General features: G+C 41.1%; 22 protein-coding genes and 1 pseudogene. 11 read left to right on the forward strand and 12 right to left on the reverse strand.

The genetic code is table 11. The features are described 5' to 3' along the window. The 5 genes from ACFE90_RS10285 to ACFE90_RS10305 form a co-directional block, all read left to right on the forward strand. On the forward strand, positions 1-499 hold a 499-nt coding region (locus ACFE90_RS10285; protein ID WP_375500113.1), incomplete at its 5' end, for a hypothetical protein. Positions 500-545: 46 nt separating this feature from the next. Continuing rightward, positions 546-821, forward strand: coding sequence for a hypothetical protein (locus tag ACFE90_RS10290; RefSeq protein WP_375500115.1), 276 nt, complete (start codon positions 546-548; stop codon positions 819-821). Beyond that, complete coding sequence (locus ACFE90_RS10295; RefSeq protein ID WP_375500117.1) at positions 760-1,401, forward strand: hypothetical protein; 642 nt, start codon at positions 760-762, stop codon at positions 1,399-1,401. Before ACFE90_RS10290 ends, ACFE90_RS10295 begins: the two co-directional genes overlap by 62 nt. A 64-nt stretch (positions 1,402-1,465) precedes the next feature. After that, a complete protein-coding gene (locus tag ACFE90_RS10300) occupies positions 1,466-2,035 on the forward strand; it encodes a hypothetical protein (protein WP_375500119.1) in 570 nt (189 codons plus the stop codon). Then, a complete protein-coding gene (locus ACFE90_RS10305; protein WP_375500121.1) occupies positions 2,032-3,480 on the forward strand; it encodes a hypothetical protein in 1,449 nt (482 codons plus the stop codon). The genes ACFE90_RS10300 and ACFE90_RS10305 overlap by 4 nt, the downstream gene beginning before the upstream one ends. Before the next feature lie 30 nt (positions 3,481-3,510). On the opposite strand, the gene ACFE90_RS10310 is transcribed toward ACFE90_RS10305, so the two are convergent. The 3 genes from ACFE90_RS10310 to ACFE90_RS10320 form a co-directional block, all read right to left on the reverse strand. Continuing rightward, positions 3,511-4,116, reverse strand: a complete 606-nt coding sequence (locus ACFE90_RS10310; RefSeq protein ID WP_375500123.1) for a hypothetical protein — start codon at positions 4,114-4,116, stop codon at positions 3,511-3,513. 756 nt (positions 4,117-4,872) lie between these two features. Next, complete coding sequence (locus ACFE90_RS10315) at positions 4,873-5,655, reverse strand: HIRAN domain-containing protein (protein WP_375500125.1); 783 nt, start codon at positions 5,653-5,655, stop codon at positions 4,873-4,875. Further along, positions 5,652-6,575 carry a HipA-like protein gene (locus ACFE90_RS10320; RefSeq protein WP_190964568.1) on the reverse strand — a complete coding sequence of 308 codons (924 nt, stop codon included), beginning with the start codon at positions 6,573-6,575 and terminating at the stop codon, positions 5,652-5,654. Before ACFE90_RS10320 ends, ACFE90_RS10315 begins: the two co-directional genes overlap by 4 nt. A 262-nt stretch (positions 6,576-6,837) precedes the next feature. Here ACFE90_RS10320 and parA point away from each other — a divergent pair, with 262 nt between their 5' ends. The 5 genes and pseudogenes from parA to ACFE90_RS10345 all read left to right on the forward strand — a co-directional run. Next, complete coding sequence (gene parA / locus ACFE90_RS10325; RefSeq protein ID WP_375500127.1) at positions 6,838-7,479, forward strand: ParA family partition ATPase; 642 nt, start codon at positions 6,838-6,840, stop codon at positions 7,477-7,479. After that, a complete protein-coding gene (locus ACFE90_RS10330; protein WP_375500129.1) occupies positions 7,469-7,693 on the forward strand; it encodes a hypothetical protein in 225 nt (74 codons plus the stop codon). The genes parA and ACFE90_RS10330 overlap by 11 nt, the downstream gene beginning before the upstream one ends. 302 nt (positions 7,694-7,995) lie before the next feature. Next, complete coding sequence (locus tag ACFE90_RS10335; protein ID WP_375500131.1) at positions 7,996-8,964, forward strand: tyrosine-type recombinase/integrase; 969 nt, start codon at positions 7,996-7,998, stop codon at positions 8,962-8,964. A gap of 80 nt (positions 8,965-9,044) precedes the next feature. After that, positions 9,045-9,260, forward strand: a complete 216-nt coding sequence (locus ACFE90_RS10340; protein WP_375500185.1) for a tyrosine-type recombinase/integrase — start codon at positions 9,045-9,047, stop codon at positions 9,258-9,260. 14 nt (positions 9,261-9,274) lie between these two features. After that, positions 9,275-9,576 (forward strand): annotated as a pseudogene (locus ACFE90_RS10345) (ISKra4 family transposase); the annotation flags it as partial. 199 nt (positions 9,577-9,775) lie between these two features. Here the strand turns inward: ACFE90_RS10345 and ACFE90_RS10350 are convergent. From ACFE90_RS10350 to ACFE90_RS10370, 5 genes are all read right to left on the reverse strand, one after another. Next, the gene (locus tag ACFE90_RS10350) at positions 9,776-10,531 is read right to left on the reverse strand and encodes a CmcI family methyltransferase (protein WP_375500133.1); all 756 of its coding nucleotides are present in this window, start codon (positions 10,529-10,531) and stop codon (positions 9,776-9,778) included. A 2-nt stretch (positions 10,532-10,533) separates the two neighbouring features. After that, positions 10,534-11,157 (reverse strand): class I SAM-dependent DNA methyltransferase, encoded by a 624-nt coding sequence (locus ACFE90_RS10355; protein WP_375500135.1) that lies wholly within the window; start codon positions 11,155-11,157, stop codon positions 10,534-10,536. A gap of 109 nt (positions 11,158-11,266) precedes the next feature. Beyond that, positions 11,267-12,151, reverse strand: coding sequence for a phytanoyl-CoA dioxygenase family protein (locus ACFE90_RS10360; protein ID WP_375500137.1), 885 nt, complete (start codon positions 12,149-12,151; stop codon positions 11,267-11,269). Beyond that, the gene (locus ACFE90_RS10365) at positions 12,132-13,508 is read right to left on the reverse strand and encodes an aminotransferase class I/II-fold pyridoxal phosphate-dependent enzyme (RefSeq protein WP_375500139.1); all 1,377 of its coding nucleotides are present in this window, start codon (positions 13,506-13,508) and stop codon (positions 12,132-12,134) included. Before ACFE90_RS10365 ends, ACFE90_RS10360 begins: the two co-directional genes overlap by 20 nt. A 3-nt stretch (positions 13,509-13,511) precedes the next feature. Continuing rightward, positions 13,512-14,822 (reverse strand): DUF3326 domain-containing protein, encoded by a 1,311-nt coding sequence (locus ACFE90_RS10370; RefSeq protein ID WP_375500141.1) that lies wholly within the window; start codon positions 14,820-14,822, stop codon positions 13,512-13,514. A gap of 491 nt (positions 14,823-15,313) precedes the next feature. Between ACFE90_RS10370 and ACFE90_RS10375 the strand changes: the two genes are divergently transcribed. Continuing rightward, positions 15,314-16,858 (forward strand): flavin monoamine oxidase family protein, encoded by a 1,545-nt coding sequence (locus tag ACFE90_RS10375; protein WP_375500143.1) that lies wholly within the window; start codon positions 15,314-15,316, stop codon positions 16,856-16,858. A gap of 57 nt (positions 16,859-16,915) precedes the next feature. On the opposite strand, the gene ACFE90_RS10380 is transcribed toward ACFE90_RS10375, so the two are convergent. The 4 genes from ACFE90_RS10380 to ACFE90_RS10395 all read right to left on the reverse strand — a co-directional run bounded on the left by ACFE90_RS10380 (position 16,916) and on the right by ACFE90_RS10395 (position 20,339). Beyond that, on the reverse strand, positions 16,916-17,851 hold the full coding sequence (locus ACFE90_RS10380; protein WP_375500145.1) for a phytanoyl-CoA dioxygenase family protein: 936 nt from the start codon (positions 17,849-17,851) through the stop codon (positions 16,916-16,918). Between the two features lie 66 nt (positions 17,852-17,917). Further along, positions 17,918-18,922 carry a Rieske 2Fe-2S domain-containing protein gene (locus ACFE90_RS10385; RefSeq protein WP_375500147.1) on the reverse strand — a complete coding sequence of 335 codons (1,005 nt, stop codon included), beginning with the start codon at positions 18,920-18,922 and terminating at the stop codon, positions 17,918-17,920. 60 nt (positions 18,923-18,982) lie between these two features. Then, entirely contained in the window at positions 18,983-19,918 is a 936-nt protein-coding gene (locus tag ACFE90_RS10390) for a phytanoyl-CoA dioxygenase family protein (protein WP_375500149.1), read from the reverse strand. A 76-nt stretch (positions 19,919-19,994) separates the two neighbouring features. After that, positions 19,995-20,339, reverse strand: a complete 345-nt coding sequence (locus tag ACFE90_RS10395) for a cupin domain-containing protein (protein ID WP_375500151.1) — start codon at positions 20,337-20,339, stop codon at positions 19,995-19,997. Between the last annotated feature and the right edge of the window lie 41 nt (positions 20,340-20,380).

A 20,380-nucleotide genomic window follows, 5' to 3' on the forward strand; every position in this document is an offset into this window, starting at 1 on the left:
GACAAGCCAATTATCTGTAGTTGATGAACCCGTTGAAGAAACGTTTCTAGTAGGGTTAGAAGATGCACAGCCTGAAGTTGAACTTGATAACAGTCAGCTTACGGTCGCTTCCCAAGAGATTAACAGCATCACTGTAACCAGCGATGACTTGCGTCAGATTGTAACAGCCCAATCATCCGCGCTGGGGTTTGAGTTAACTGAACAAGAAACATTAAGTATCGCTTCCGAGGTTGACGACACTTTTACCGACTACAGCCAATTCATCAGTACTGTAACGGCTGCAATCAAGAACTACGTTGATCAGAAATTTGATGTCATTGAGCAATCATTTGAGACTAACGCCCAAGACTTGCGAGAACACGTAACCAACAGAGCTTCTAGATTGAACCAAAAGGTTAACAACTTCTCAGGAGACATCAAAGCGGATATGGGAGTCATCCGCCAAAACATTAAAAGCACCCAATTCTCAATCCTCGCAAGGCTTAACGCGGCTCAATAGTAATGAATTGACGCTGCTTGAGTGCTTGGGGATTCGGTGGGTGAGAATGAGCTACTTCTCAAGAATTGCTGTTAGTTTAACTGCACTCGCTGCTGTGATTTTACCCTTGTATAGCTGCTTGTATCTGCCAATACTAGAACAATCAAACTATCAGCAATATCTCAAACGGAAGTCAGCTATTGAGCAATACGTAAGGCGAATGGAGTATCACTGCAACCAAATATTTACCTCAGAGAAGGAATATCGCTGTGAAAAATTCAATGAAGCTAAGGAATCTGGTAACTTCCAAATCACGCCACCTAGAACGCCAATTAAAAACTAAATTCAATGCCTCTACTAACTTAGTGGTCAGAGCGCTAACAGGCGATAAATCCGCCCTCAAGCTGATAGGACAAATGGGTAATGACGGGGCGAAGATTAGTGAATTTGCCCCACAGGTTAGAGAGCAAATGTTAGCTGCCATCAAAGGGACTGAGGACTTAAACGTAGTCCTGGGCGACATCTACAAACAAGCTGGTGTTAGCGGCGATCAGATTGAAAGAGCAGTACAGTCAGCGATTTTAGCTGATACTCATCTAGCTAATATCCTAGAAGAGATGAAGCTTGATTTCGCTTCATCCAAGGAGAAAGAAGCGCTACGCCATCAACAATCAACAGACCATCTATTACTGAAGGCATGGGTGGATAAACACATGATGCAAGTTGATGGCGAATATAAAATGTTGCAGACAGAATTACAGACAGATATTAGACAACAAACAATTGACCTGCAACATGATAGAGAACTGGGCAAGTATTACTTAGTTAGGGGTGATAACGCTCGTGATGACTTCAAGCCGAAAAAACAATATGCAGGGCGATCGATTGTACAAAAAATCAAGGATGCCCTAATAGGTTTTTGATAACTAAACCCGTCAGTAACTTTAGCCGAGCGCTGACGGGTTCGAGAAATAATCTGATACAGATATGACATACGACATTGAGGACGAACAAGAGTCAGTAGTAAGCGAAATCGCCCCAGATACGCCGTTACCAAAAGACTTAATAGAACACCTGGAGTCACGCAAGCAGCACCGCAAAGATATTATCAATACAACTGAAAAACTGACCAGATTCTTTGTCGGCTGGTCGCTAAATTCTACGGGATTCTTTATCGCTAAATATCTCTTAATAACTGGCGGTGGCGTTAATCTCTGGTTGGCAATTTCGCTCTCGTTTTCTGTGTGCAGCGTTGGCTCTCTCGCTGGGCTAACGGGCTTGAGAGTTAATTACAACACTGACGGATTAGAGGTAGATAATATGCAAAACGTTTTCAAAACTGCTGGGGGGTTGGTGTTTGCAGGTATCACAACTTGGTTAGCAGTCAAAGACTATCAATATTTTGAGAATTTGACTAAAGAAACAGTGTCCCAGATTAGCCAAGACATCCAAACCATTGAAAAACAGAATCCGCAATCAGACCCTTGGCTAAGTATTGCAGTCGCGTTGGCTTTATTCATTGGCTCTATTGCAATTATTTTTAAGGGGCGGGAATGAAACAAGGTGTTTTCGAGTTAGCGCTGGCTGGTGTGTGTGGCATAGCCGCAATCATTGGGCTGGCAACATCGCAAACACGTCAGCCTTACGACCTGACACAGATTCAGTTCTGCCCAAGGTCAGCAAACGGCGTACACAGTCAAATAGATTTGGATAAGCGTTTTTGCCAGATGCCGCGTTTTGTCCTGACTGAAGAATGGCAGCGCTACGGATTGTATGGCAGCATCATTCCCTACAAGGGCGATGCTATTCAATGGGTGCGTGATTTGCCTACAGATAACCCTAATCAGTTGCTAGGATATGGAATTGCAGTTATTGGGCTATGGGGTGTCGTGGGTTGCTTGCTTGTGCGTTCGCAACGCCTCAAGCGCACGGATTATGAACTGGGCGAACTCGAAAAGACTGGCGACTATGCAACTTGGCAGCAAAATAAGTACAAACGTGAAATTAAACAGCATTCGACCCAGCTTTATACTGAACGCCTGAAAGATGGGCTGTCAGGACTGGACACAGAAGAACGTTTTGCGCTGGGCTTGACAGATTCCGAAAACGAACGCGCCAAGGCTCGGATTCAGCTAGAGGACTTTATGAAAGCCCGTGCTGTTAATCATTCTGTGATGGATAAAACCATTGCTGAGAATCTTCGAGACAGGGCGAAAGCGGAGCAAGAACGCGGCAAGATTGAGGGTAAAACCAAGAGCGCGATCGCAAATGACAATCATCCTTTGACTGACCAGCGCCTCATCACTGATTTAATCGAAGCGCTCAAGAATCATGAATCGGGCTGGCTTTGGAAAATTATCGACAATCAAAAGCCCGTTTGGGTGCTAGGAGAAGCGGGAAGCGGTAAATCAACTCTAGCAGCGTCGATTGTGATGCTCAGAGAATATCTGTTTGATATGCCCTTGTATCAGCTGATAGACGCGCACGCCGGGGAAAATCTCAGAAACGCATGGAAATATTTAAGCCCTCAGTTGATAGCGCAAGCAGAAGAAGAGATTGGACTTGCTTTTGATGATGCCCGTGAGCGCTGGTTAGATAGAATCAATAATCAACCATCCAAGCAACCGCAACAGTTACTAGTTGATGAATTCACTAACTATTCTGAGTCTGACATCACAAAAGAACCTGCCAAAAAGTTTGTTAAAGCATCTCTTAGTGACCCTAGAAAAGCTGAAGAAAGATTAGTCTGTATTGCCCATTTCTTCACTAATACCGCCGTTGGTGGAAGTGATGGAACTGCTAAAGGTAGAAGCAGAGGAACTATTCAAATTGACCGCAAAACCGCCGATGGTAAGACACCTTTAAAAGTTGCAACAATTAACGGTTTAAACAATTCCCAAGGTGATGCAGAAGTAGATAAAAAGGTTACAATTCCTGGTTGGCTGACTCCCGAAAGCATTCACAAGCATTTTAACGGTCAGCCAATTGATTTTGATGATTAATCCGCTTGGGTTAGCGCTCTGGACTACTGGCTAGTTGGGAGCAGCTTGCTTTTGGTCATTCTCCAACACGGGGAAATATCGCCGAGCCTGAAGGGGTTTCTTCCACCCAGTCAATTCAAACAGGTATTCATCAGGGTCTAGGTTAAGCATCGTTGCCCATTGGTTTATTTGACTGCCGTTGATGTTTATCCGTTCACACAGGTCAGTCTTGGTTAGCCCCTGTTTAGCATCATGATCAGAATATGAGAATTTGATTTTGCCTCTGGGTATGTCCTCAACCTTCTCTCTGAGAGATGATAATCCCGCATTAATAAGAGCTTGCCGTAGTCCATCGATTTCTGTTCTGAGCGAGTTAATCTCATCATTAAATTCCCTTTGCTGCTCGGCTACGGTTGCCTCTAGACCATCGATTTCGGTGGCTTTCACCTTAAGCTGTTTTACCTCAATTTCGAGGTTCTCTGGCATCACTTCAATTGGAATATTGCCCTCTAAATAATGCTCAAGTATAATTGTGAGAGCTTGAGACGCTTTTTTTATTTTGTGTGTTTTCATCCACTTCTCTAAACTAGCGTAGAGGCTGAAATCAAGGTATGCTGTCACTTTAGCGTGATTGTCTAACCAGTCTTTAGTTGCCATACACGGCTTGTTCTATATTGGTAATTTAAAGTCAGTTACGTTAAATTTAAAATAAATGAAAGTAATATACTAGTGTGTTAATAGTAATTTACTTTTTGACTTTGGCAGCTTACTGCATTAAGTTAAGAAAATTAAAGTAATATACTAATTTTTAAAAGTGTCTGACTCTAAACGTCTAAACCGTAGTTAGTGTTTGACCTAGATTGAATAAGGCAAGCAGTTTTGAGCTATACGTAATTAAGTAAATTACAGTAGCAGATAAATTAAGGTACAGTCAGATAATTATTTAAATAAGTCACTTGCTTTAATCTACTTGTAGATTATTAGTAAACTAAAGCAGCTTACCAAAGTAACTTACTATCGCTTAAACTGTGACAGGGAGCGGGTGTTATCTACTTTGTAGTTGGTGGTAGCAGAACAAGCGCACTGCCTTAGCAGCGATCGCTTTTGGCGCACCGCAGGCGAAAACCACCTGTTATTTGTTATTTCTCTACCTGCTCACGCCCCTATACTTTGTTTTATTTTTGACTTGCCCTTATCTAGAATTAATCTTGTGATTATTTGAGTAAATACTCAAATGAGTGTTTACTCAAAATGCTAAAGTCTTTATATGCCAGGATTTATCGCTGTTTTGCTTCAAAACAGAAGCTTAGAGATAACACTCATTGCTACAGATGTTGCTCGTACCTTGAAACAAGATAGTTACATAGTCTTACTGAGAAATTATGATGCTTGAGGCGGTGCTAGGAAAATGATTTAAGGAGGAGAAATCAGGGATGCTGTAGCAACATCTTCCTTGATGAGTGGCTGATACTCTTCACCAGAAAAGGGGCGAAAGTCCTGATTGCATGAAGTAGTTATCCTACACAATAGACGGAACTGTAACGGTGTGGGCGGTAAATTTACACGCTCTACACGCAGGTCTACTGAACTAGGCTCTTTCAAAAGAAGCTCAAAAACTTCACTCCGTAAGTACCGTGGGCAATAACCTACGATATAGTGATTCTCAGTATGGAGAGTTAATGCCTGGGAATCATGAGGGTTTTGAAATTCGTGAGCTAACCATAACTTCTCTTCTGGCTCCAAGTGATTAATCCGCTCAATTGCCGATTCAGGCAGATGTCTCAGCCCGTGGGCGAAAAAGTGTAACTGATACTGCCCTGCTGCATCTGCCTCTGGGCGCGGGAAGACGGCGAGACTGTCTGTTTCCCGTTGTCCACCACTACGGGCTAAAATTGCCAGTGGTGAATCTTCATGATCTGAAATATTCAGCCATTGCAGAAAATTGGCGTAATCAGGACGGGAACGGGACATCAACCGATTAGAGAAGACTGGAAATAAGTGAGTTGATGTATATACTTTTTCTAAGTGAGGAAATGAAGATAAAGGTGAAAAACTGCACATCTGTTGTGCCTCTTTTACACCCTGAGTGTAGACAAACTTATATCCTGCATCGTCAAATGTTAACCTACCAATGGGAAACCAAGAGCGGCTGTTAGGGTCTTGCCAAGCTAAAAATAGTGTTTTTTGTGTATTCACTGGAGTGATTCTCTTAAATTAAGCAGCTTGTTTTGGTTGAATTCAAGAATCTTCTGTGCAAACTCAACCGCAATAGTTGAGATGCGCTCTCTATTAATTCGACTAAAAATTTCTAGCGTATTCGCCCTGGAGATCCGTTCAAGACGCTCCAGCCATATATGGGCTGCTTGGGGATAAAGTTGACCAACTCGGTGAAATACTTCAATTGTTTTCAGGGGCTTTTTGTCTTCAACACTGCCATAAAAAGCAGAATAACATTTATTTGCATAAGCCTCTATTGAGCGCTTCTGCCTCTGTTCATCAGGGAGGTCACGTCCTAAAGATGAGGCGTGGTCATAGGTTGGTGCTAAGTGTACCGTTTCTGCTGTAGTAGATACCGTCTTATTGCGGACAAAGCCCCAGTTTTCATGGTGGCGATCGCCGTTGCCAATCCAAGCATCTAACAGGAGGTAGCCAACAAACACTTCTACTGCTTTTTGGATACCGCTCGGTGGTGTCCAAGCTATTGGCAAGCCCACATGATCTGCTTCTATTACTTGCAGAACAATACCTATTGTATGTTGTGATACGCCGTAGGTGGCAGAAGTAGGATAATTTGGCACAACTGGCGTGAGAATTTCATTGCCATGAACAAGTGTCCCTCCTGGTGGTAAAAAGTTGGGTGAAACTACACCCCGATTATCTTCCCATTCTGCTAGATGATAAGTGGCGTGGGGTAATTCTAGAAGCTCAGACAACTCTGATGCTACTTTCTCTGCCCAATCTTCTCCTAAATTTTGTCGCGCTTGTTTATATAGGCAGCGACCAAGTTGTTCATCAGTAAACCAAAATTTATATTTGCTGCCCATCGCTTCGTTACTGGAAAGCTCATAATTGGCTTTGGTAACAAAAATAACGGGAAATTCAGGAATAGGATTCATTTAGGTCATTGACAGTAGCCATTTTTCGCTCTCATTAAGCATAGCCCGCTTAGTCTGTCACAAGCTTTCTACTAGATAATTTTGAGTATTTACTCAAATGAGCTTTTACTCAAAATACTAGAGTCTATCTCATCAACTAAAACTCGCTTCTAGTGATTCGGGATTTTGTTTTATTTTTAACTTGCCATTACCCAGAATTAATGCTTTGATTGTTTGAGTATTTACTCAAATGAGTGTTTACTCAAAACATTGGAGCCTTTAAATGCCAACAGTTATAGCCATTCTGAACCAAAAGGGAGGCTCAGGTAAAACAACCATTGCTACTAATCTTGCTCATGCACTGAAGCGAGATAATTACACAGTGTTACTGATAGATTCAGATCCGCAAGGCAGTGCTAGGGATTGGAACGAAGCAAGCGGGGGGAACATCATCCCGGTTGTTGGACTAGACCGGGAAACACTAGCTAAGGACTTGCAAGCTATCTCGCAAGGGTACGACTGGATTGTAATCGACGGTGCGCCGCAAATTGCCAAACTCAGTGCAGCTGCGGTCAAGGCTGCTGACTTGGTTCTCATCCCCGTACAGCCTAGCCCCTACGATATTTGGGCGTGTGCCGATCTGGTTGACATAATCGCCGCACGTCGAGAAGTCACCAACGGGAAACCAAAAGCAGCTTTTGTCATTAGCAGAGCAATTAAAAATACCAAGCTCAGTGGAGAGATTAATCAAGCACTCTCAGATTATGGTTTACCTGTGCTTAAGGCAGGCACGACTCAACGGGTAGTTTACCCAACAACGGCAGCAGAGGGATTAACTGTTTTCAGTGACCCCAGCAGCGATGCGGCCAGAGAAATTAATGCACTCAAAAAGGAAGTGCTGGAGGTACTCAAGCATGGTGCTTAAAGCAAAGAAAACACGACGCGACCATGAGCAGAAAAACTTGGCGATTGAAGAAGCAAGTAAGGAAGAAACTACTCGCTTGAATGCAGAAATCCCAGTCAGTTTACACAACAAAGTTAAGATACGGGCCATAGAGGAAGGCAAGGGCAGCAGCATCACCAACATTGTGATCAAAGCACTAGAGGCATATCTAAATACTCCAGTCCCCAAAGATTGAGTAAAACCTCATTTGAGTAAATACTCAAATACTCATTACAAGTGGGTACTCTGCATGAAGCAGAATTGTATACGGTTTGGAGTGGGCGTTGTTGTGTCTGGGTCAATTGGCTCTAAATGGCAGTTACTCAAGTGGATGGGTTAAAAGCGTTGCTACATCAGACCAGAAGAGTGTTGACGTAGCAAGCTTTACACAGCAAATGGGTGAAGAGAAATGTCGTTCTCGCACCACATAACGGCTGGGAGCTATACAGTCAGCCACATTTGAGGGAGGATTTATTCTAAAGCCTCATTAAACTTGCCGTGAACACCCACGCGATCGCTAACAATTTTAATCCAGAGTCGCTGGCGTTAACCGAACCAGTACCGCTAACAATGCACCCGGCTGAAGTTTACCTTAACAGTCTTGGTGAAGGTTCTCGGCGGACGATGCGCGAGGCGTTAAATGCGATCGCCCAACTGCTGACTAATGGCAGTTGTGATGCAAGCACTTTGGACTGGTCAAAGTTGCGTTACCAGCACACAGCCGCAGTTAGGTCAGTGCTGATGGAAAAATATAGTCCGGCAATGGCGAACAAAATGCTATGTGCATTACGGCGGACGCTCAAGGAAGCATGGCGGTTGGGGTTGATGTCCACAGATGAGTATGGACGAGCGGCTGATATTGAGTCTGTGCGGGGCAAGAGTTTGCTGAAAGGGCGAGAAATCGATGCTGAAGAAATTTCTGCACTTTGGGATGATTGCATTCAAGATGACTCAACATTGGGGAGAAGGGATGCGGCACTGCTGGCAGTTTTGACGGTAGGGTTGCGCCGCAGTGAGGTAACATTTCTTGATTTAAGCGATTTTAAGCTGCGTAGTCGGTCATTAACAATACGGGAAGCTAAGGGGCGGAAGGAACGAATTGTGTATTTACCTGAAGCGGGTGTGCAAGCTGTTACTGATTGGTTGTTGATTCGGGGTAAAGCACATGGGCCACTTTTTTATCCTTTAAATAAAGCAAATAAAATTATTCCCAGGCGGATGAGTGAGCAGGGAGTGTTACGGGCATTGCAACGACGTGGCGAAAAAGCTGATGTGGATGCGTTTACACCTCATGATTTTAGAAGAACTTTTATTGGTAATCTATTAGATGCGGGGGCAGATATCGTTACGATAGCGAAACTTGCAGGTCATGCGTCGCCAAGTACGACAAGTAAGTATGATCGGCGGGGAGAAGCAGCGAAGAAACGGGCGGTTGATTTACTGAATGTGCCTTACAAAAGACGTTAGACACCACGGTTGTGTTGCAAAAACTAGGTTACTAATGTTAAGTAATATTTCGCCAATGGGATCTACGCTATATCTGCCCCATATTACGTGAGGCCCTGCGGCGGGTCGATTTGGATGAAAAGGGAATATCTTTCCACAGCTTTCGGCGGACAGCGTTAACGTGGATGAGTGATGCAGGAGTACCCTTACGCCACATTCAATCAATCAGTGGTCATTGCTCTCTTGCAGCCCTGGAGCGATATTTGGGTGTGACAGAGCAGCAGAAAGAAAATACCATCTCCACTTTAGTTTTTTAAGTCAGTAAAGAATTATGAACCCAGAAGATAAAAAACTTTTAGAAGTCCACATCAAAGAGATAGCCAAAATCCTTTATAAAAACACCCCACCCGAAAAAATTGAAGCATTCGAGGGCATCGAAACATCTGTACGCGAACAGGTTTTGGAATATGTTAGCCCTAAAATAGCCTTTTTTTTGTCGGAGAAAAGACATGAACTATAACTGGGAAAACACGGACAATAAGGAGTTGCGTTGGTAAGATTAAAGTCACTAACAAACAGGCATCTCGTTTGCGAATAGAACCGTATCGGCGATTTAGTCCCTTACTTGAAAAGTAAGGCTCCTAAAATATTCTTTGGAAGTCCTTTAGTGACGATGAATGAAATCCCTTGAAATTCAAGCATAGAATTGTTATCTAACAATTGGTCGTGCTGAAAGGCATAGCGGCGCGTCATTTTCGCACTTCTCTTCATTAATCTACTCGCGCTCGGCTATCAATTCTAAATTAGATTGACACCTATTTGATGACACACCCTAGATTCTCTTCAGAATAGAATTCCAATTTTTCGAGCCATTGTAGCCGTACATATCTTGATAGTAGGTATCAACTAAGTATTCATTTTGATGATTTGTCAACCAGGTTCTCAACTCATCAAGTTTACGCCCTACTCGTGCCAGTAATTCTTTGTCATCCCAATCTGCCCACTCTTCCCACATCACTTTGTTGGTGTCTTCGACAATCAAGTAATCTCCACTCTGTAAACCGTTACAATGGAAATATTCAAGAACTCCAACTAAATTGACATGAGTATCTTCTATGACTAGCCAAGGATGTGCCAAGGTTGCCAGCAGTTCTGGAGGCAAAACAGCACTGATGTTGTTACAATTTCCTTCTAAAAATTCAACTCTAGAGTCAGTTCTTGCATTATTATTAAGCAGGGAAAGATCAATATCCACTGAGTAAACGCAGCCTTCTATACTAAATAAATCCAACTGATCAGCTAGCCAAATTGCACTTCCGCCTTTGAGCGCACCCAGTTCAATAATTGTTTTCGGTTGAAGCTCATAGAGTAGCATGGGGTACAAGGCAATTTCGATGGGACTTTTGTCCAGATGTATTCCTTTCCAGGTCTGTAAATTGTAATTCTCAGTTAGAGGCCTCCAAGCAGATCTAGGAATATCACATTTATCTTCTCGGTCAGAGATTTTGACGAATCGGTTGAAGCATAAGGGTTCTTGCTGAGACTCGGCTAATTGTAAAACGCTTCGGCTATCCATCTGTGTACTCATGTTTACTGCTTCCTAAATACCAGAACATAGATGACTTGGCTGTCATAGACATTAAACTGCTCCTGGCTTATGAGGTTCCACGGTAGGGACTCAAACGCCTTTTGCATTTCATCCCGGTATTTTCCCCGTACTGTCAAAATAAAATACCCTCCCGTTTTCAAATGACGGAACAGGTTTTGCAAGACACGAACTCCAGCGTGTGCATAGGCGAACACACCCACGGATATAATGGCATCAAAAATCTCGTTCTTGCTAAAAGCTTGAGGATTTTCCAGGTTGCACTGGTGCAAAGCTTTGTAAACCTGCTTTTTCTGGGCAACCATTAGCATTTCCTCAGAAAGGTCAGCAGCCGTAATATTGGTGTATCCCAGTTGTGCAAGAGCCTCACCTACCAACCCCGTTCCTGCACCCGCATCTAAAATTGCGGCATCTTTCTTAAGAAGCAAGTTAGCCAAGATTAGTGCTGTGTTAATAGGCATAAAATACCAATGTTCTTTTACATCTGTATCGTAGGTATTCGCCCAATTATTGTACTTACTCCTTAACTCTTCTGTGGTTTTGCTATCGCAGATCCAAGACAGCCAGGGTCTTTCATTTTCAGTCTCTCTCACTTGTTCTTCTGTCATCTTTAATGAACCCTCTATAACTTCAACAAAAACGTTAGAAAACGAGTTTTGTTGGCTAAATATACAGCATATTTGGCGTTGCACAATACGCGAAGTGTGAATTGTCAATCTAAATAGGCCAGAGTATTGGACAAAAAGTGGGATCTGTGTAATCTGGATTACCATCACTTAACCGACGGCAGAGTATGTCGTTCGTGTGGTAGATCAGGTTATTTTGTTCATCATAAACTTTACGATAACGATTAGCTTTGTCTTGGAGAAAGAGAGTAACAGCGAGGCGTGGACGTTCAGATACATTTTGTCCGGTGTAATGAAACACCTTGGAATCGAAAAAGCAACACTGACACCTCTGAAGGCGAGTATGTACTATTTTCAACTGATTGTCAGCCAGAAGTTGTTTCTCGAATACAGTAAAATTATCAGAAATAAAATTTTTTTCCTGTCTCAAAGCATTGAGATGTGTATCGTCTTGGCTTAAGTGGCTTCCTTCAAGAAAGCTAGGTGTTCCCATAGTTTCATCACTATCTTGAAGCGGAATCCAAACAGTTAACATTTTTTCAGACGTGCAGGTTTTAAAATAGGCTGTGTCTGCATGCCAACCAATGGACGTATTATCTTGACAAGCCCGACCTTTAGATGACTTGTAGATGAGAACACTATTAAATAGTCGAATTTCATCGCTGCCTATCAAAAGAGCAGCACAGGCACCCACTAAGGGATTCTTCATTAATTGACGAACTTGATGATTATAGTGGGTTATGTAGGTATCAACTCGAAGGCTATCTTTTTTCCAATCTAACAAATGGGGTTTAACCTTTTCCGGTAGATCGGCATCTCGTTCTCCTCGGTAATAACGTTTGATATCTAACAAAGCTTGCTCGATTTCATACTCTGAGAATATTGGCTTGGTTACGTACCATCCTTTTTGCCTATACTGCTCTATTTCTTCTGGGGTTGGAAGCAATGCAACTTGTTCAGGAGCTAAATTCGCCATGTTTTTCCTCCAGAGGTGCTATTAAAAAACTTTCGACACGCTCAATAACGTCAATAAATATATCAGAGGCTATATTTTTTTGGTGCCAGTCAGTTATTTCTTCCCCCGGTATTAAAATAGGAATTCCCGGAGGCACCTTCTTGAAGCAAGTGCAGCTAATCCGACCTTTAGCTTGTGCTAGTGGCAGCTTCTCCCGTTGTGCAAAAAATGCCTCTTTTGGCAAGACTCTCATAATTGGAGTACGAGTTGATAAACTCTTTTCTCCCTTAATCCGCACTGGTTTCTGCAAGAGAATGTGATAAATTTGCTGGAGAACCTGCCATACATAGTCAAAATCAACTTCTGTATGTTGAAAAGAAAAAATCAACAATACCCCTTTCTCATTAGCGTATTCGTAATCCACCCCCCCCTCGTACAACAGTTCGCCTATTTCCTCCCCAGAAGCGTGCTCGCTCTTTAAACATAATTTCAGAGGATCGTTAACTTGCGGGTCATAAGTTAAAACCTTGTCATAACGATCTAATTGGCCACGTAGGTGATCGCATTTCTGAATAGCTCGCCAAAATAAAGCTTTACCTTCTTTTGAATGCCCCTTCTTAATCGCATCTTCAATACTCAGTATTAACAGATTACTGCGAGTAGTAGTTTCAAATAAAGGCATTATCCCCATAACTTGCTCGATAGTAAACCGAGAATCAGTTGGTAAATGAAATAAAGCAGTCTGTACCAAACTCCCAGTATATTTATGCAGACTATGAATTACTATATCTGCATTAAAAGCGATTGCTGATTGCCACCGACTATCAAGAAAAGGAAAATGACTACCGTGGGCTTCATCGACTACTAAAGCAATATCGTACTTGCGGCAATGATCGGTTATCTCAGCAAGATCGATAGTTATTCCTTCATAACTCGGATAAGTGAGTAATAGAGCTGATACGCCACTGGTTTCTAAGGCTAAAATAACTTCTTCAGCAGTAGGCATCAAATACTGAGAAGGAATAAAATATGGCTCTAACCCGGCCAAGATGATTCCGTTAATTACTGAAATATGACTGTTCAGGGCAATGGCCACTCTTCGATATTGAGTATTCAGTAAAGCACAAGCAGTTAATACTCCTTGAGTCCCTCCCCCAGTCAGCCAAAAAGTATGTTTAGTGCCATATAATTGAGAAAAATGTTTTTCTACGCTGTGAGTGCGAGGGCGAGTCAAAAAGGGTACATCATATTTATATATCTCTTCACCTAGTCGTTCGCTATTTTGAGCAATTCCCTGATGAGCGGGAGTATAAAGCCTAACACGAACATTCTGATTATAAGATGTGATCAGCTTATAAGCAGAAGATGGTTGATTCATAGCTTAAAGGAAGATTGGTGTAAGCTGTGGCATTGGGCGAGTTGTACTTTCTGGCACAATAGCATTACGTAACGCAAGAAGTAATCCTGATGCTTCCATGTAGTTATTGACAAGATATATCTTTCTCCCTTGAGTCTGAATTTGCAGCTTTTCGGAGGTGATATTGTATTTAGTAGTATTATCTTTGACTAATATTATAGGAATACCTTGGTCTAATGAAGCTAAAAAAGGAATATTCCCCACTGTTGTTTCTGGCATTATCACTGCCGAAATATTTTCCACTGATATTCTGGTTTCACCTGCTACTAAAGGAGTATCAAATTTGACCGGGCGGGGGGAATTAATTAAACCATTTAAAGGCGAACAAACATAAGCACTAGAGATTAACTCAGCTCCATCTCTCGGATCTACCAGTTTACCAAACCCTGTATGTTCCCACTCCATTAATAAGGGAGCATGGGCAGCAGTAAAGGGATAAAAATTAGTGGTCATGTGAGTCATAATTGCTTCTGCTCCACCCCAAGGATTGGGAATAGACTCGCCTCGATAGTAAGCTTGACGCACTTTATCATCTACTAGAAGAGTAGTCACTAAAGCTACTGCTCTAGCGGATGAGCTTTCTACAACATCTAAAGCCTTCATCAATTCGTCTAGTCCTTTAAATTCCCCTAAAGCATTACCGTAGGAGGAATAGGTACATTTAGTTTCGATTCTACCACCCGTTACAACGACAGGATCAACATTGATACCCCCCACAGCCCGTAAGCTATTAAGAGCATTAAGAACATTATTTAAAAATTTATCATCTTGGGGTTTCTCAATAATTACTGCAATATTTTTCCGCTTCTCTGGAATGACTCCAATATTACCTAGTAGCAAATGACAAATTAGATTTCCTTCTAAATAAAGGACATTATCTTTTGCAAAATAAAGGTCTGAGGCTGTAACAGCATTGGGATTTGTCACCAAATAGTCGCAAGCACAAGCTAATAAATTCGTACTGGGGGTTGCATCTCCTGCAAAACCACCAATTTCTGCTCTTACTCCTGTAGGAACAATACTGACAGCGACAAAAGGTTTGTGAGAAGCCTTTTGACGAATATTGATATTTAGTAATGATGCCCAAGTTGGCTGTCTATCTGTAGCAATAAAGCTAGCCTCAAAACCTAGAGTTTCTTCTTTAACAGAAGTTAAAATCAATCGAATAGGAATACCAGGCAAGGGAAGATCGGAAATTTTTTGAGAAATTTCTTTCCATGTTCTTTTTTCAAAAGAACATTTAAGTTCAAAATTTTTAGTAAAAATTTGTGACATTATTGTTTATTATTCAAGTGGTTGATAATAAAAAAAGATGAAATGAGTTAAAGACTAGATTTTGTACTCAACGAATATATAGCATATTCCATGTAATGTAAATGAAGTAAGTTGGTAGATAAGTTATAAATATGTAACAAACAATTAGGCATAAGGATTAAAGTTAAATTTTAAATTTTACCTTTGGTTTCTGTATTTTTCCTTTTCTCCTCTTTTTAAAGTTTCATTAATCTATGATCATCGGTGAGAGGTTAAGATAATCTTACTTTTGTCAATTGAAAATTATGCTTAAAATTTGGAAAGAGCCGAGGTATTAAGTTGACTGCTGTACTGAAGTTAGGGGTTAAGAATAAATGATGCGTATCAAGATGACACGCTCGCCCGATCAAAAATTCTGTTTATAACCCCGATTTTAGCAATATTTTAAATATTATTGCTTATTGACAAATGGTATCTGACCTTAACCTCTCACGAATGATCTAGGATTGATTATGGCTATGATGTTTAACCCTTACCGCTATACACAAGAGTTATCTCAACCTTTTTCTTTTGATCGTCTGTATCGTCATCCAGGTTCTCTTAGTCGCTACGACAAAGGCGGTAACCGTAGATTAATTGCGATTGTTGGTGGGGGAATTGCGGGACTCGTAAGTGCTTATGAACTGAGTAAACTAAACCATCAAGTTACTTTGTTAGAGGCTAATTCTCGTTTGGGAGGAAGAATTAAAACTCATTATTTTAGCGATGGTACTTATGGTGAATTAGGTGCAATGCGAATTCCTGCTAGTCATGGTTGTACTTTACACTATATCAATCAGTTTAATTTGCCGAAAAGACCTTTTATTAATTACAATCCTGCCGCTTTTTATTATTTGAAGGGCAAAAAAACTTGTTTAGGTAGTTATCAAGAACTGTTTTCTGTTTATAATTTAAATCCTAATGAAAGCAAAGATCCTACGGTAATTTATGAAGAATTATTTGAAGAGTTAATCAATTCTTTTTCTGAACGCGAAAAATGGGAGTTATTTGCACCAATTTTCACTAGTAACAAACTTAGAAAATATGATAGTTTTTCGCTTACAGACTATTTTCGTACTCATCTTTCTCCCGATGCTTTTGAATTACTTGGTCATACTACTGGCGCAATTCATTATAGTAAAGTATCTCTATTAAATGGATTGATTGATTTTTTTGCTTGGTATAAAGTTGAGCAATACGAACTAATTGGAGGAATGGAAACTTTAATTAAAGCTTTGCTTAAAAGAATTTTAGGAGCCATCCATACTGAAGCAAAAGTCACGACAATAAAGTTAATAGATCAAGGTGTTAAAATTTACTGGAATCGGCTTAATGAACAACAAAATGCAAAATTTGATTATGTCATTTGTACAGTTCCTACCACTGCTTTATCCCAAATTAATTTTGAGCCTATTTTACCTAGACAACAACAGGAAGCCATTAACAACTTGGGTTACTGTAGCGCCACTAAAACTTTATTACATTCTACGTCTCGTCCTTGGGAGTTTATAGATAATATCTATGGTGGTGGAAGTTTCACCGATTTAAATATAGAAAAATGTTGGTATCCTTGCGATAATGCTCAATTAAATTATAATATGTCTTCTCAATCTTATTTAATAGCCAAAGATAAAGATATTTCTTATCAGCCATCAGTATTAACTGCTGCCTATCGCTGGGAAGATAATTCAAGAAAATTTATGGCTTTAGACGAGAAAACTAAAAACGATTTAACTTTAGAAGAAGTTTCTAAACTCCATCAACGAATTAAAGATTATACTGATGATATTATTCATAGCATTTGGGATGAAAATAACAAGATTGGCTCGGGTTCTTATGCCTATTTTGCTCCAGGAGAACATGAACAATATCAAGGAGTGTTGGGTCAGCCTTATCCTCAACAGGAACCTCGCGTCTTTTTTGCCGGGGAACATCTGGCTATTAATCATGCTTCGGTTCAAGGGGCAATTCAGACAGCCGTTTCAGCCGTTATTGATTTGTTGGAATCGATGAGTTAAGAAGACCAAATTACATTTTGTGGCTTTATACTTTTCTTGTGTTTTTTCTTACTATTTCTACTCCAGTACTATAGGAGAAATTGAGTTTCGCGTTGCTAGATGTTCAGGTCGATAGGTTAATCCCTCATAAGGATATCCTAGTGAATTTTCAATGCTGTTATAGACATATAGAACATTCAATCGACTCCAAGGCGATATATTACTATGGGAGCCATGTAAGACATTGCAATCTAACACAACGAGCGTTCCCGGTTCTCCTGAACAGTATTCAATACCATGTTGATTAATTACTTCTGCAAGCATAGATTGGTCTGGGGCAATCGTGTATTTCGACTGAGACAATGACTGTTCCCAAGGCTTTTCTGGGGTTTTACCCATACAAGGGATAAAGTTTTTGTGAGAGCCAGGGACGACCATCAGTGCTCCATTTTGAGCTAGGTTTTTATCAAGAAAAACCATACAAGTTAAAGCTCGCATTTTTGGCATTCCATCCTCTGAATGCCAAGTTTCAAAACCCTGATGCCAGTAAAAACCTTGCCCCACATAACCCTGCTGAAAATTAATGCGACTTTGATGAATGTAGACTTCATCATTGAGAATCTGCCGTGAGGGTTCAACGAGGCGCTTGTCTCTGGATAAGCGAGCAAAGAGTTTTGTCACTGTGTGAGCTTCATAAATTGAGCGCAATGCTCCTGTTCCCGGTTCTGTGGCAATTTTTACAGTTTCTGTGACGCGTACATCTTGCTGTTTGATTTCAAAGTTAGTTTTGAAATCAAGCATCTCTTGACGGTAGATATCAATTTCCTCTGACGAGAACACTTGTGGAATAACGAGATAGCCATTGGCTTCATAGAAATCTAATTGTTCGTCAGTTAAAGGACCTTGACCTCTCTTGTCTGTCCATACGACTGGATCAACACGAGAAATTAATTCGGGCTGGGAATTCACTAATCTTGTGGGATAAGGGTCTTGTAAGATTGTTGCTTTACTCATAAAATATGGTTAGCTTGCGTTAGAAGTTTGTACAGTACAGTTAATCAAAAAATTTGCTGTGAATGTTTAACAAACACCAAAGGTAATGCCTAGCTCTCTAAGCCATCGGCGGTAGGCAACTGAACCACGATCACTAGGTACATGGGTCTCTGGAAGCATTGTTCCCTCTGTGTTATTACGAGGAAGTAAAGGTAGACGTGCTGGATGCTGTGACTCTACCATCGGTGCATCCTCACAATATAGCTTGTCTTGAAAGGCTTGGAACTCTGCCTCTAGCATCTCCGGTTCGTAGTTAAAAGCAGCCACGCCCCACGCCATAGACTCTTCCTCTGAGATGGGTGAAATTGTGTATAAACCTGTTTCTCGACCCTTTGCAAATTCTTTAATTGTATAAAGTGTTAAGGGACGACAAATCTTATGGAAGTAAGTAACTTTGCCAGTTGTCCCGATCCCATCAGTATCAGGTTGCCAAATATGAATGTTACTGAGGGTTACGCCTTCGGCATTTACTGTTACCTCGTAATCTTCGATAACAGGGTTGCTTCTCGTACCCAAGCTACCATCATGCACAAAGGCAAAATGTGGCACATCAAAAGCATTTTCTACCACGCGAAAGCCACTAGAGCGGAAATAGTAAGGGCCAAAAAAAACTTTATGGTAACTTGGCTGATCCCACTCAGGAAACGGCGGTATATCTTGATCGGGTTCTCCCAAGCACACCCAGACTAAACCCCAACTTTCATGACAATGGTAAACTTTCACACAGGCACTGATTGGTGGTTGCTGTGTTGGATGAGCAGGAATGCGAACGCATTTACCTGCTTGATCGAATTCCCAGCCATGATAGAGGCAAACCAAATTCTTGTCAGAGACGTTTCCCAGAGACAGACGGGCACTGCGATGCGGACATCTGTCTTGCCAAACTTGTATCGAGTCTTGCAGGCTATCACTGCGCCACAGCAATAAATTTTCCTCTAACAGGCGAACTTGCTTGAGAGTACCTGGTTGACAATCTGAAACTCTTGCGACAGCGTGCCAGTCGTTGAGAATAATTTTGTCTGTTGTTACCATGACTACACTAGGAGAGAAAATCACATTTAAAGAATTTCAAGAACCTTGAATCTATACCACCTAGGTATAATTCTTGGAGCTTATTTCTTCTTCAGGTTTGACACTGTACACTACGATTTGCTCAAATGTTTTTCCCTGATCCATAATAAGCTGACTATTCAAGACCGAAGTGTAGTTCCCATCAATAATGGACGTATCTGGGAGTCGCTTCAAAGGACGATAACGACGGTGTGAGCGCCCCTCCAAGCAGAATGGCTCGTTCGATGCTGCATTATAGTGACAAGTTATAGCTGTTCGGGGAGAATCGGTACGGTTATCTCCTGAGCAATGTATTGTGTTAGCGTGTAGAAACAGTGCGTCGCCAGGTTCCATCTCACAATAGACAATGTCTAGTCTTTCCAGAACTTTTTCCATCCATACTGGATCTATAGCTAGAGTATCCCCACCAACGATCTTATGATTAAGACGACCCATTAATTGAGATTTTTTGACGACCTGAAGACATCCATTGTCTTTACTATGCTTGTCAATAGCCACTGTGCAAGTCACGAAATGAGGATATAGGCAACCATCGTTATACCAACCCCCATAGCCCTGATGCCATTCAATCCAAGCTTTGGAATGTGGATTTTTTATGATTAGTTTTGAGTGCCAATGATAACACTCCACTCCTTCCAACAGAATCTCGGCTGCATTAACCATCCGATTTGTACGAGGAATAACACCAAGTAGAGAATCTCCTAACTCCGTCCAAACAACTATCTGATTCAAGTGACCATAGCTATCGGCCCATTTTGTCCATACCCCCCCCAATTCCGGATCAGCTTCCAATGCTTGCTTGATCGGTTCAACTTCTTCAGGGTCAAAGAAACTAGGAATAATGACAAATCCATCGTTGTGGTATTGTGCAATTTGGTCTTTTGAGAGGGGACGATCTGTGCAGATATCTGTGAGGAGTGAAGGGTTATTTGCGTTAAATTGTGTTGTATCAACCATCTTCCTTTACTTCTTGATTTCAATAGAATTAATTGAAGAAATTTTACGAGTACTATTGCTGAGTTAGCTACTGTTTTTATTTATGTATCCAGTAAAAACGATTAGTATTTCCACCCATGTTTACTGTTGTATGAGGTTCTTTAGCGGGAACTAAAAATTCTTCTCCTACTTGTAAATGATACTTTTTAGCTCCTATAGAAACCTCCATTTCCCCTTCTAGAAGTACAAATAACTCATCAGCTTCATGACCTGGGTGTGACCAACCTTTTCCAGGAAGAGATTTCCAAATTTCACAAGTAAATCCTTGACTCTCCCATCGGGTTACTATTTGGTTGATTTTATGGCCATCCATAATTTTTCTCTTTCTAATACTTTTAGCAAAATAAAAGCCTACAAAAGTTTTGGAAAATGATGTATACATTAGTGTTTAGCTAACAAGATAGCTTGAACAATCAAAACATT

Origin of the sequence: uncultured Nostoc sp., from assembly GCF_964245445.1 — a bacterium.
In the GTDB taxonomy this organism is placed as follows: domain Bacteria; phylum Cyanobacteriota; class Cyanobacteriia; order Cyanobacteriales; family Nostocaceae; genus Nostoc.